The following is a 12,220-nucleotide window of genomic DNA, read 5'->3' on the forward strand; positions in this document are numbered from 1 at the left end:
AGGACAGGTGACGCAGGTCAAGCCCCCACCTGCCCGGCCGGCTTCCGGAGGCACCAAAAAGCCCCGGCCACTGCGGGCCGGGGCGAAGGGTTGGACCTACGTGATGATGCGCTTCCGGGGCGGGCCACTGTCTTCGAGCGGCGCAAGCTCGCCCTCGAAAGCCTTGGCGAACCTGTCGAAGGAGTTGCGGATATGGGTGGTCATTGCGGCCTCGGCCTGCTCCGGATCGCAGGCTTCGATTGCCTCCCGGACGGCCGTGTGTTCGGCTACCGTGATGGCGCCGTCCACATCGGCGGGGTACAGGCGGAAGGTGTGCAGGTGGCAATGGGTCTGGGCGAAGGCATGCCGGACCACGGGATTTCCGGACGCGGCGAGGATGGTGTCATGGAACCGGGTGTCATGGGCCACCAGGTCCTGGCGCAGGTCCCCGCTGGATTCCATGACATCCCGGAAAGCCTCAAGCTCCTTCTTCAGGGCAGGAGCCGGATTGGCCAGCCTGTCCACCGCAGCAGCCCGGGCCGCCCAGGGCTCGACGAGGAGTCGGAACTCAAACAGCGAGCGCAATTCGGGCAGATCCAGCAGGGGCGTGGTGCTGTATCCCCGCCCGGGGTTGTAGACCACCAGGTTGTCGCCCTCCAGTCGCTGCAGGACCTCGCGGACCGGAGTCTGGGACACTCCCAGGCTGCGCGCCACGGCGTCGATGTTGATGCGCGCCCCCGGGGCGAGGTCGCCTTCCAGGATGGAGGCCCGCATGGCCGAGTAGACGTCGGAGACGGCAGCCTTGCCGCGGGGCATGTCGGACGCTGGACGTGGGGGCACGCAATTACCTCTTGAATTCGCTGTGGACTTGGCACCCGGACGGGCGGGAGCCACTTGGGGAATCATAAGCCACGCGCCGGGGCGGACCGGCGCGAAGAACAAATTCCCATCAGGACTTGATCCCCATCACAATTTCTATATGATTAACCAGATTCCTATACGATTTCGCTGAGCAGATCGGCACCCTCCCCATCCCCCTGTGCGTAATGCACCGAAGCCATGTATACGTCGAAGGAGACCGCATGACTACGCTCGGAAGTAAATCGTCCATCAACACCTCCACACCCCCCTCCCGCCTGATGACCCGGAAGCGCTGGGCCATCATCTGGCTTGCCTTCGTGGGCCTCAGCATCAACTACCTGGATCGCTCCAGCCTCAGCGTCGCCCTGCCTTTCATGGGCGAGGACTTCGAACTCACCGCCACCCAGCAGGGCCTGATCTTCGCCGCGTTCTTCTGGGCCTACGACTTCTGCCAGCTTGCTGCCGGCTGGTACGTGGACAAGGTGGGACCGCGCCGGTCCTTCTCGCTGGCCGCGCTGTGGTGGTCCGTCTTCACCATGGTGACCGCCGCCGCCTCCAACTTCTGGTCCCTCTTCGCCGCCCGTTTCCTGCTGGGCGTGGGCGAAAGCCCCGCCCCCAGCACTGCAGCGAAGGTAGTTGCCACCTGGTTCCCCGTCCGCGAACGCGCCTTCGCCACCAGCATCTGGGACTCGGGCTCACGCGTGGGTGCCGTCATTGCCCTGCCAATCGTCACCCTCATCGTTGCCTTCACCTCATGGCACGCGGTGTTCATCATCATCGGCCTTGCGGGAATCATCTGGGCCGCGGTGTGGTGGAAGGTCTACCGCAGCCCGGAGGAGCACCCGGGCGCAAACGCTGCCGAGGTCAGCTACATCCAGGAAGGCGGCGCCCGCGGTGCGGCCAGCGATGACGAAGGTGCAGCCAAGCTCCCGTGGCGCTCCCTGTTCAAGTACCGCACTATCCTGAGCATGATGTTCGGCTTCTTCTGCCTGAACAGCGCCATCTACTTCTTCATCACGTTCTTCCCGAGCTACCTGGTGAAGGAACGCGGCTTCGACCTCCTCAAGCTGGGCTTCTTTGGCGCCATTCCTGGCATTTGCGCTGTCCTGTTCGGCTGGCTGGGCGGCTACCTGGCAGACCGTGCCGTCCGGGCCGGAGCCCCGGTCAGCAAGGTCCGCAAGATCGCCATCGCCGGAGGCTCGCCGGCGGCTCGGTCATCATGTTCGCCGCCCTGGTGCCGGAGGCCTGGATGGCCCTGGCACTGCTGTCCCTCGCCTACTCCAGCCTCACCGTCGCCGCCACCGGCATCTGGTCGCTGCCGGCCGACGTCGCGCCAAGCTCGCGCCACGTCGGTTCCATCGGCGGGCTGCAAAACTTTGCGTCCAACCTCGCCGGCATCTTCACCCCGATCCTGATCGGCGTCCTGGTGGACCAGACCGGATCCTTCGTGGCACCGCTGGCAGTGATCGGCTTCGTCTCGCTGATTGGTGCAGCGAACTACCTGTTCGTCATCGGCAAGATCGAGCCCCTGAAGGTCAAGGCCGAGGCCTAGCCCCTCACTCAGACTGCGACGGCGGCACCCACCCGGGTGCCGCCGTCGTCCGTCATCGCGGGGTCACTGCACGCCCAATCCAGGGGCCGGAAGAGGCCGAAAGTGACCCCGCGTTGCTGTCAATGGCTGTTGCTGACGGGGTCCTGGGCAAGCGGCGCCTGCGCCTGGATGGCGGTGATGGCCACCGTGTTCACGATGTCCTCCACGGTGCAGCCGCGGGAGAGGTCGTTGACCGGCTTCCGCAGCCCCTGCAGGACCGGCCCGACGGCGACGGCCCCGGAGCTCTGCTGCACCGCCTTGTACGTGTTGTTGCCGGTGTTGAGGTCCGGGAAAATGAACACGGTAGCCTGCCCGGCCACGGAGGAGCCAGGCATCTTGGACTCGGCGATCGAGGCGTCCACGGCGGCGTCGTACTGGATGGGCCCCTCGACGGCGAGGTCCGGCCTGCGCTGGCGCACCAGTTCGGTGGCCTGCCGCACCTCGTCCACCGCCTCGCCGGAGCCCGATCCGCCGGTGGAGTAGGAGAGCATCGCCACCCGGGGCTCCACCCCGAACTGCGCCGCGGTTTCCGCCGAGGCCAGCGCTATGTCCGCCAGCTGCTCCACGTTGGGGTCCGGGTTCACGGCACAGTCGCCGTACACCAGCACGCGGTCCGGCATGAGCATCAGGAACACCGAGGACACGATCTTCACACCGGGGCGCGTCTTCACGAACTCCAGCGCCGGCCGGATGGTGTGTGCCGTGGTGTGCGCCGCGCCGGACACCATGCCGTCCACCACGCCCAGCTGGACCATCATGGTGCCGAAGTAGCTCACGTCCTGCATGATCTCCAGGGCCTTGGCAAGGTCCACGCCCTTATGCGCACGGAGCTCGGCGTACTTTTCGGCGAACTTCTGGCGCAGGTCCGAGGTTGCCGGGTCCACCACGCTGATCCCTGAAAGGTCGATGCCCCGGGCCGCGGCCAGCTCACGGACGTCCGACTCCGGGCCCAGGACGGTCAGGTCGCAGACGTCGCGGCGGTGCAGGATCTCGGCGGCGCGCAGGATCCGCACATCCGTGCCCTCCGGCAGCACCACGTGCCGGCGCTGCGAACGGGCCCGCTCGATGAGGTCATGCAGGAACCGCAGCGGGGTCATCCGTTCAGGCCGCGGCAGGTGCAGGCGCTCCACCAGTTCGGTCTCGTCCACCCGGCGCGACCACAGGCCCACGGCCGAGGCCACCTTGCGCCGGTGCCCGGACCAGATCTCGCTCCGGACCTCAGAGACCCGCTTCGCGGTGGTGTAGGTGTCCTCCCGGGAGGCGAACACCGGGAAGGGCGCCTGCGCCAGGAGCGGATAGATGTTGGCATCCGGTGCCAGGCCGCCGGTGAGGATCAACGCGGATGCCACCGGGAATTCTGGCGAGAAGGACGAAGCCAGGCATGCCACCATCACGTCCGCCCGGTCCCCCGGCACGATCACCAGGGCGCCTCATCCAGGACGTTGAGGAAGTTGCCCACGTTCATGGCCGCCACCTTGATGTCCTTAACGTCACGCTCCATGTCCGGGCGGCCGGCGATCTGGCGCACTCCGAGCGCCGTGGCCACTTCGCCGGTGGTGGGCCGCGCGATCTGCTCCAGCTCTGGCAGGACGTACACGGGACGGCCGGACGCGCCCACCTTCACCTCCGCGGCAATGGCGTCCACCAGGTCCGGGTCCGCGCGGTTCACCAGGATGGCCAGCAGCGCGCACTTTTCCGCGGACAGCTCCTTCCGGGCAACCTCGACGGCGGCCGCCGCCTCCGCCACGGTCCGCCCCTTGGCGCCCACCACGGCCACCACCGGGGCGGCAAGGTTGTTGGCCAGGCGGGCGTTGAGGTCGAACTCGACGGCGGCGTCCTGGCCTGTGAGGTCCGTTCCCTCCACGATCACCACGTCGCAGTGCCGCGAGATGTCGGCGAAGATCTCCACGCACCGTGAGTCGATCTCCTCGCGGTTGCCCTCAGCCAGCAGGCTGCGGACTTCCTGGAACGTCAGGCCGCCGCGGCAGCGCTCGTCCTCCAGCGCGAACCGGGACTTCATCAGGGCCACCATGGGATCGTCCGCGGCGGAAGGGCCGGTGACCACGGGCTTGAAGAAACCGATCCTGTCCGCGTGCCGGTGCAGGGTGTCCGCCAGGCCCAGGGCCACGAGGGACTTGCCCGATCCTGGAGTGGTTGCGCTGACGTAGATGCCTTTGGCCATGGTCCGCCCTTTGCTGGTCTGCTTCTGCCGGTCCCTCCATCCTTGCACCTCGCGGCCACGCACAGGGCACCCCGGCCCGCCGTCGTCCGCTCCCGCCCTTGACACCGGACCCCCTCATGGGATTACCTAATGAACATTCGGTAAATAAAGCTGGAGGCAATGACGCATGGCTGAAACAACACTTTCCGGGCCACCCCACCCCATCCTGGAAAACGACTATGCCTCCGAGTGGATGGGCATCGAGGTCCTCTCGCTCAGCGACGGCCACGCCACCATCCGGATGACCCTCCGGCAGGAAATGCTCAACGGCTTCGGCATGGCCCACGGCGGAATGATCTTCGCCTTCGGTGACACCGCCTTCGCGCTCGCCTGCAACCCGATCAACCCGGCGCCCGGCGAGGAGAACACCATTACCGTGGCCTCCGGCGTGGACATCAATTTCCTCAAGCCCGCGTTCCGCGGCCAGGTGCTGACCGCCGTCGCGGACCGCCGTTCCAGCGCCGGCCGCAGCGGCCTGTACGACATCCAGATCTTCGCCGCCGACGCGGACCAGCCCGAATCCCCCACCTCCGGCACCCCCGGCGAGCTCGTTGCAGAGTTCCGCGGACGCAGCCGCACCATCCCCAAGAAGTAGGAAACAATGACCCTGCATGCCCCCGAAACGCCCGCCGCAGCAACCGCCCAGCCGGCGGATGCCGTCCTTGACCGCGAGGAAACCATCTCCCGCGATGAACTTGAGGCCCTCCAGCTCAGCCGCCTGCAGCATACCGTCGCCTACGCCTACGAGCGGGTACCGCTCTACAAGCGCAAGTTCGACGACGCCGGAATCCACCCGTCAGACCTCCGTGAACTCGCCGACCTGGGCAACTTCCCCTTCACCACCAAGGAGGACCTGCGCCAGGAGTACCCGTTCGGGATGTTCGCCGTGCCGCAGCACGAGGTGGCCCGCGTGCACGCCAGCTCCGGTACCACCGGCCGGCCCACCGTGGTGGGCTACACCAAGCAGGACCTGGCCGACTGGGCCAAGCTGGTGGCCCGCTGCTTCCGCGCCTCCGGCATCCGCCCCGGCATGAAGGTCCACAACGCCTACGGCTACGGCCTGTTCACCGGCGGCCTGGGCGCGCACGCCGGCGCCGAGGCGCTGGGCTGCACCGTCATCCCCATGTCCGGCGGCCAGACCGAACGGCAGATCCAGCTCATCCAGGACTTCAAGCCGGACGCCATCCTCTGCACCCCCACCTACCTGCTGACCATCGCCGACGCATGGCGCACATGGGCATCGACCCCACCTCCACGTCCCTGAAGTACGCCGTGCTCGGCGCCGAGCCGTGGACCCAGGAGATGCGGCACGAACTCGAAGTCACCATGGACATCAAGGCCTGCGACATCTACGGCCTGTCCGAAGTGATGGGCCCGGGCGTGGCCGGCGAGGCCGTGGAGACCCAGGACGGAAGCCACATCTGGGAGGACCACTTCCGCCCGGAGATCATCGACCCCTTTAATCCCGTCCCCGGCAAGGAGAACGTGCTGGGCGACGGCGAGCACGGCGAACTGGTCTTCACCTCGCTCACCAAGGAGGCGCTGCCCATCATCCGGTACCGCACGAAGGACCTCACCCGCCTCCTGCCCGGCACCGCCCGCCCCGCGCACCGCCGGATGGGACGCATCACCGGCCGCAGCGACGACATGATCATCCTCCGCGGCGTGAACCTCTTCCCGTCCCAGATCGAAGAGATCGCGCTGCGCATCCCCGAGCTCAGCCCGCACTTCCAGCTCGAGCTCACCCGGCCCGAGGGGCAGCGGATGGACCAGCTGACCGTGAAGATCGAGCGGCGGGACAACGTCACCACCGAGCAGAGTACGACGGCGGCACGCACCTTGAAGGAGCAGATCAAGATCCACGTGGGTTCTTCCTGCACGGTGGCCGTAGTGGAGCCGGGCTCGCTGGAGCGGTCCAACGGCAAGCTCCGCCGCATCTACGACCTGCGCCCGAAGGGATAGCAACACTGGCGGTGCCGGGCCGGCCGGCCCGTGGCCTGCCCGGACCAACCGACCGTTCGTGAGAAACTAGCACCTATGCCCAGCCAGACAACCAGCACCGCCGACACCTCCAGCCCCGCCGGCACCAAACGCGGCCGGCCCGGCTACGACCAGCAGTCAGTGCTGCGCATCGCCGTGGATGTCTTCAACCGGCACGGCTACGACGCGACCTCCATGGGCATCCTGGCCGAGAACCTGGGCATCTCGAAGTCGGCTATCTACCACCACGTGCCGTCCAAGGGCGACCTCCTCAAGCTCGCCCTGGACCACGCCCTGGGCGGACTGGAGTCGATCCTCGAGGAGCCGGAAGCGACATCCGGCGCGGCCGACGCGCGGCTGGAATTCGTCCTGCGCCAGACCGTGGCCGTACTGGTGGACCGGCTGCCGTTCGTGACGCTGCTGCTGCGCCTGCGCGGCAACACCGAGATTGAGCGGGACGCGCTGGAACGGCGGCGCACCTTCGACCACAAGGTGGCGGCCCTTATTTCAGCGGCCCGGGACGAAGGCTCGCTCCGCACCGACATCGACCCCCGGACCGTCACCCGCCTCCTGTTCGGCATGATTAACTCCATCGTGGAGTGGTACAAGCCCGGCGGTTCGCTGTCGCCGGAGCGCCTGGCCGACGACGTCATCACCATGGCGTTCGACGGGCTGCACGGCCACTCCTAGCCGGCCTCGCACTCCTCCCGCAGTGAGGACGGGGAAATACTAAGCGTGCTTGGTATTTCCGTTGCTCCCCGGCTACGGTGGTAGAAAGCCGCCGTCCGCAGGGAGGTAGTCAATGAGCCCGGCCATCCATCCGGAGCCCCGCCACCGGGGCCCGGGCACTCCAGGGCGTCCCGGCCCGCTCAGGACCGCCGCCGCCGCACTCGCCCTGAGTGCCGCCGTCGTGCTTTCCGCCTGCACAGGAGGCTCGCCTCCTCCCCCGGCGCCAACCGCCGACTCCGTGAACACTCCGGCGGCCAGCCCGGCCGGTTCCGCGCCCGCTCCCGCCGGGGCGGACGCGGCGGGCGGCATCCCGCAGCTCGTCGAGAATTTGGCGCCGTCGGTGGTGACTATCTTCACCGAGGGCGGACTGGGCAGCGGCGTGGTGTACTCCGAGGACGGCCTGGTCCTGACCAACGAGCACGTGATCCGCGGCAATACGAGGGTTGAGGTGGCCTTCGCGGACGGCCAGCGGGTGGAGGGCACCGTCCGGGCCACGGACCCCGTCACAGACTTGGCGCTGGTCCAGGCGGACCGCACGGGCCTGCCCAAGCCGGTGTACCAGACCACGCTGCCCAAGGTGGGCGAGGGCGCCGTAGTGCTCGGCTCTCCGCTCGGCTTCGAGAACACCGCCACCGCCGGCATCATCTCCGGGCTCCACCGCTCGATTCCCGGGTCCGCGTCCAACAGCCTGTCCCTGGTGGACCTGATCCAGACGGATGCCCCCATCAGCCCCGGCAACTCCGGTGGCGCCGTGATCAACATGCGCGGCGAAATCATCGGCATCAGCGAGGCCTACATCCCGCCGTCCGCAGGCGCCGTGGCCCTCGGTTTCGCCATCCCTGCCGCCACCGCCGTGGAAGTGGCCGAGGAACTCCTGGCTGACGGCACCGCCGAACACGCCTACGTGGGCCTCACCCCCGGCGAGCTGACGGCACAGATCGCCGAGCAGCTGGGCATCGAGCAGGTCTCCGGCGTGCTGGTGCTGGCCGTGTCCGAGGACGGCCCGGCCGGACGCGCCGGGATCCGACCCGGGGATGTCCTGGAGTCGATGGAGGGCGTGGAACTGACCGCGCCGGAGAAGCTCCTGTCCGAACTGCGCGGCCGCAATCCGGGCGACACCGTGAATTTCTCCGTCAAGCGCGGCGACGAGACCCGGGACGTCAAGGTGGACCTCGCCGAACGTCCCAGAGATAGCACCACCCGATAGGAAGGAATGGAAATGAGCAACTCCAAAGAAGAACCCGAGGCAGGCTTCATCGTTCCCGACCCCTCGAAGGTCCGTGAGGACATTCCCGGCGACGCCGGCGACGAGGCGAACGTGATCCGCTTCAGCGAGGAGCAGGCGCTCATCGAGGAGCAGTCCCACGGGATCCGCCCGGACACGTACAGCGTTCCCTCCGGCGGCCCCACCATGGAGGAGGCCCGCGGCAACATGGACCTCTCCGACCAGAGCGAAAGCGGGCACGGCACGGGCCGGGAGGACGACAGCAGCGACGACGCCCTGCACGGCGGCGCCGAGTCCTGACGTTTCGGCCGCACATGTAGGGTTCGACAGGCTCAACCACCCGGTGGTTGAGCCTGTCGAAACCCTGCTGTTGTTTTAGAGCTGGTACTCCATCCTGTTGCCCAGGTTCTCGTGGACGCAGAGGATGTTGTGCTCGGTGTCCATGAACCAGGCGCTCTTCTCCGAGCCCGTGGTGCAGATGTGGTTCTCGGTCTTCAGGTTGGGCAGGTCGTAGTCCTGGAACTGCACGCCCATGGACTCCATCTCGCGGACTGTCTGCTCGATGTCCGTGACCTCGAAGCTGAGGGCCGTGTGTTCTGAGTGCTTGCCGTCCCTGACCGGCATCAGCTGCAGCATGGCGCCGCCGTCAATGCCGAGTATTTCGCTTCCATCGTCTGTCATACCGCGGTGCGGGAGTCCAAGTTTCTCGGTGTAGAAACTGTGGGCGCGGGCTGCATCATCGACTGGCAGGATGGTTGTGGCTGATTTCATTCTTAGGGTCATGTGGCCACCTCCTACGGGCAGAATTTTACGCCCCCACCCCAATAAAAGCCCTCGATGCGCTATCACTTATGGTCCCCAAACGGGCTAATTGGGGACCACAAGTGATAGAGCAACCGGGGGTTACTTTTCGACGAGGGTGAGGACGTCGTAGGTGGCCACGATCTCGTCGTTCTGGTTGGTCAGGACAGCGTCCCAGGCCACCTCGCCGTACTCGTCGGTCTCGCGCGGGGTGATCTTCTTGGCGGTGAGGGTGACCCGGATGGAGTCGCCGGCCGCCACCGGGGTGATGAAGCGCAGGTTCTCCAGGCCGTAGTTGGCCAGCACCGGACCCGGGGCGGGCTCCACGAACAGTCCCGCGGCCCAGCTGAGCAGCAGGTAGCCGTGGGCCACGATCCCCGGGAAGAACGGGTTGGCTTCGGCGGCTTCCTGGTTGGTGTGGGCGTAGAAGGTGTCGCCGGTGCTGTTGGCGAAGGCGGTGATGTCCTCCAGGGTGACCTGCCGCAGGTCGGACCGGACGGCGTCGCCGATCCGCAGCGTCTCCAGCCGCTTCCGGAACGGGTGGGTCCCTTCGGTTTCCACCGTGAAGTTGCGGTCCGCCCCGGCATGCCAGATGCCGGTGACCGCGGTCAGCATGTTCGGTGAGCCCTGGATGGCGGTACGCTGCATGTGGTGCATTACCGACCGGATGCCGCCCAGTTCCTCGCCGCCGCCGGCACGGCCGGGTCCGCCGTGGACCAGGTGCGGCACTGGAGAGCCGTGGCCGGTGGACGACCGTGCGTCCTCGCGGTTGAGCATCAGCACGCGGCCGTGGTGCGCGGCGATGCCGGTCACCAGTTCCCGCGCCACGGCGGGATCATTGGTGCAGACAGTGGCCACCAGGGAGCCGCTGCCCCGGGCGGCGAGGCGGACGGCGTCGGCCAGGTCCTTGTAGCCGATCACCGACGAAACGGGGCCGAAGGCCTCCAGGGAGTGCAGCGCCTCCGCGTCCGCATCGTTCCAGCTGAGCACGACGGGAGACATGAAGGCGCCTTCCTCCACCACCGCGGAGGTGCCGTCGGCGGTGGTGACCGACGGCGAATCCAGCGTTCCGTACGCAAGCTCGCCGCCGGCGTCGAGCATGGCCTGCACGGCCGCACGCACGTCCTGAAGCTGCTCCACGGAGGCCAGGGCACCCATAGTGACGCCCTTGCCCCGCGGATCGCCGAGCACCACGCGCTCCTGGACCCGCTTGCCGATGGCGGACACAACGGCGGGCACCAGCGCCTCCGGGACGATGGTCCGGCGGATGGCCGTGCACTTCTGGCCCGCCTTGACGGTCATCTCGGTGACCACGGACTTCACGAAGGCATCGAATTCCGGGGTGCCCTCGACGGCGTCGGGCCCGAGGATGGCCGCGTTCAGGGAGTCGGTCTCGGACGTGAAGCGGACCCCGCCCTGGACCACCTTCGGGTGGGACTTCAGGGACAGGGCGGTGGAGGCCGAGCCAGTGAAGGAGACGTAGTCGCGGTAATCCAGCACGTCCAGCAGGCCGCGGACCGAGCCGGAGATCAGCTGCAGCGAGCCCTTGGGCAGGATGTTGGATTCCACAATGGCCTTGACCACCGCTGCGGCAACATAGCCGGTGGGGGTGGCGGGCTTGACGATGGTGGGAACCCCGGCGATGAAAGCGGGGGCGAACTTTTCGAGCATGCCCCAGACGGGGAAGTTGAAGGCGTTGATCTGGACCGCGACGCCGGGAATGCGGGTGTAGATGTGCTCGCCGGCGAAGGAGCCGTCCTTGGAGAGCACCTCCATGGGCCCGTCCACCACCACCTGTGAGTTGGGCAGCTCGCGCCGGCCCTTGGAGCCGAAGGTGAAGAGGACGCCGATGCCGCCGTCGATGTCCACCATGGAGTCGATCTTGGTGGCGCCGGTCTGGAAGGAGAAGTTGTAGAAGTGCTCGCGCCGGGCGTGCAGGTACTGCGCGAGCTCCTTGAGCTTCAGGGCGCGCTGGTGGAAGGTGAGCTTGCCCAGTTCCTCCTGGCCGGTGCTGCGGCCGTAGTCCACCACGGCCTGCAGGTCCAGCCCCTCGGTGCTCACCTTGGCCAGGACCTCCCCGGTGCTCGCATCACGGACGGGGACTGCGGAGGCCGAGGTGCCGGCGTCGGGGGTCCACCAGGCATCCTGGATGAAGCTGGGCACTGTCTCCACGGTGTCAACCGTGGCCTGGGGAGCTGTGGCTGTGGTGGTCATCGTTGACGGGTCCTTCCAACAAAGGGGCAGAAAGGCGGCCAATGATTACTGACCGTCCGTTCGGTAATATAAGAACCATACATGAATGTGCCGCCCGGCAACACCGAAGGAGACTCCCATGAGCGCCCCCGTTCCGAATTCCGCCGAGATGCAGGACCACTCCCCCACAGAGCACGAGCTGTGGAAGATCACCCTCGGCGAGCTGGACGAGAAGATGGGGGTCAAGATCGTGGAGGAGTCGGTTGAGCGCGTGGTGGCCACCATGCCGGTGGAGGGCAACAGGCAGTCGTTCGGCCTGCTGCATGGCGGCGCTTCGCTGGCCGTGGGCGAGGCGGTGGGCTCCTGGGCCGCCGTGATCCACGCCAGCACGATGGGCAAGACGGCGGTGGGCGTCGACGTGTCCGCCACGCACCACCGGTCCGCCCGGGAAGGGCTGGTCACCATCACGGCCACACCCATCCACCTGGGCGGCACGCTCACCACGCACGAGGTGCTGATCACCAACGAGATCGGCCAGCGGCTCTGCACGCTGCGCATCACCAACCTGCTGATGCGGCGGCACAAGCAGTAGCCAGGAAAAAATCTCCTGCAGTGCATCCAAAGACGGTACTTCCCGGGT

At 67.3% G+C, this 12,220-nt stretch carries 10 protein-coding genes and 2 pseudogenes; 8 read left to right on the forward strand and 4 right to left on the reverse strand.

The features are described 5' to 3' along the window. Positions 1-96: 96 nt before the first annotated feature. The gene (locus tag G205_RS02770) at positions 97-795 is read right to left on the reverse strand and encodes a GntR family transcriptional regulator (RefSeq protein WP_009356631.1); all 699 of its coding nucleotides are present in this window, start codon (positions 793-795) and stop codon (positions 97-99) included. A 266-nt stretch (positions 796-1,061) separates the two neighbouring features. Between G205_RS02770 and G205_RS02775 the strand changes: the two genes are divergently transcribed. Next, the gene (locus G205_RS02775; protein WP_235046752.1) at positions 1,062-2,255 is read left to right on the forward strand and encodes an MFS transporter; all 1,194 of its coding nucleotides are present in this window, start codon (positions 1,062-1,064) and stop codon (positions 2,253-2,255) included. Between the two features lie 11 nt (positions 2,256-2,266). Then, positions 2,267-2,392 (forward strand): hypothetical protein, encoded by a 126-nt coding sequence (locus G205_RS23380; protein WP_268743656.1) that lies wholly within the window; start codon positions 2,267-2,269, stop codon positions 2,390-2,392. A 119-nt stretch (positions 2,393-2,511) separates the two neighbouring features. Here G205_RS23380 and pta read toward each other — a convergent pair. Then, a pseudogene (gene pta / locus G205_RS02780) lies at positions 2,512-4,613 on the reverse strand (phosphate acetyltransferase). 166 nt (positions 4,614-4,779) lie between these two features. Here pta and G205_RS02785 point away from each other — a divergent pair. The 5 genes and pseudogenes from G205_RS02785 to G205_RS02805 all read left to right on the forward strand — a co-directional run bounded on the left by G205_RS02785 (position 4,780) and on the right by G205_RS02805 (position 8,886). After that, positions 4,780-5,247, forward strand: a complete 468-nt coding sequence (locus G205_RS02785) for a hotdog fold thioesterase (protein ID WP_009356632.1) — start codon at positions 4,780-4,782, stop codon at positions 5,245-5,247. A gap of 6 nt (positions 5,248-5,253) precedes the next feature. Continuing rightward, positions 5,254-6,614 (forward strand): annotated as a pseudogene (paaK, locus tag G205_RS02790) (phenylacetate--CoA ligase PaaK). A 75-nt stretch (positions 6,615-6,689) separates the two neighbouring features. Further along, positions 6,690-7,322 (forward strand): TetR/AcrR family transcriptional regulator, encoded by a 633-nt coding sequence (locus G205_RS02795; RefSeq protein WP_009356633.1) that lies wholly within the window; start codon positions 6,690-6,692, stop codon positions 7,320-7,322. Positions 7,323-7,434: 112 nt separating this feature from the next. Further along, positions 7,435-8,568, forward strand: a complete 1,134-nt coding sequence (locus G205_RS02800) for a S1C family serine protease (protein ID WP_009356634.1) — start codon at positions 7,435-7,437, stop codon at positions 8,566-8,568. Positions 8,569-8,580: 12 nt separating this feature from the next. Further along, complete coding sequence (locus tag G205_RS02805; RefSeq protein WP_009356635.1) at positions 8,581-8,886, forward strand: hypothetical protein; 306 nt, start codon at positions 8,581-8,583, stop codon at positions 8,884-8,886. A 75-nt stretch (positions 8,887-8,961) separates the two neighbouring features. Here the strand turns inward: G205_RS02805 and G205_RS02810 are convergent, their stop codons facing one another. Together G205_RS02810 and paaZ are read right to left on the reverse strand one after the other, a co-directional pair. Continuing rightward, positions 8,962-9,369: a VOC family protein gene (locus G205_RS02810; RefSeq protein WP_052014008.1), complete on the reverse strand. Its 408-nt coding sequence runs from the start codon at positions 9,367-9,369 to the stop codon at positions 8,962-8,964. 120 nt (positions 9,370-9,489) lie between these two features. Further along, positions 9,490-11,601 carry a phenylacetic acid degradation bifunctional protein PaaZ gene (gene paaZ / locus G205_RS02815; protein ID WP_009356637.1) on the reverse strand — a complete coding sequence of 704 codons (2,112 nt, stop codon included), beginning with the start codon at positions 11,599-11,601 and terminating at the stop codon, positions 9,490-9,492. 118 nt (positions 11,602-11,719) lie between these two features. Here paaZ and G205_RS02820 point away from each other — a divergent pair, with 118 nt between their 5' ends. Further along, a complete protein-coding gene (locus G205_RS02820; protein ID WP_009356638.1) occupies positions 11,720-12,172 on the forward strand; it encodes a PaaI family thioesterase in 453 nt (150 codons plus the stop codon). Positions 12,173-12,220: the final 48 nt, after the last annotated feature.

Source organism: Arthrobacter nitrophenolicus (assembly GCF_000332815.1).
GTDB lineage: Bacteria > Actinomycetota > Actinomycetes > Actinomycetales > Micrococcaceae > Arthrobacter > Arthrobacter nitrophenolicus.

Excerpts from the sequence above, each read along its gene's own strand:
- G205_RS02770 (WP_009356631.1), bottom strand. The coding sequence starts at position 795 with ATGCCCCGCGGCAAGGCTGCCGTCTCCGACGTCTACTCGGCCATGCGG.
- G205_RS02775 (WP_235046752.1), top strand. The coding sequence starts at position 1,062 with ATGACTACGCTCGGAAGTAAATCGTCCATCAACACCTCCACACCCCCC.
- G205_RS02785 (WP_009356632.1), top strand. The coding sequence starts at position 4,780 with ATGGCTGAAACAACACTTTCCGGGCCACCCCACCCCATCCTGGAAAAC.
- G205_RS02795 (WP_009356633.1), top strand. The coding sequence starts at position 6,690 with ATGCCCAGCCAGACAACCAGCACCGCCGACACCTCCAGCCCCGCCGGC.
- G205_RS02800 (WP_009356634.1), top strand. The coding sequence starts at position 7,435 with ATGAGCCCGGCCATCCATCCGGAGCCCCGCCACCGGGGCCCGGGCACT.
- G205_RS02805 (WP_009356635.1), top strand. The coding sequence starts at position 8,581 with ATGAGCAACTCCAAAGAAGAACCCGAGGCAGGCTTCATCGTTCCCGAC.
- G205_RS02810 (WP_052014008.1), bottom strand. The coding sequence starts at position 9,369 with ATGACCCTAAGAATGAAATCAGCCACAACCATCCTGCCAGTCGATGAT.
- paaZ (WP_009356637.1), bottom strand. The coding sequence starts at position 11,601 with ATGACCACCACAGCCACAGCTCCCCAGGCCACGGTTGACACCGTGGAG.
- G205_RS02820 (WP_009356638.1), top strand. The coding sequence starts at position 11,720 with ATGAGCGCCCCCGTTCCGAATTCCGCCGAGATGCAGGACCACTCCCCC.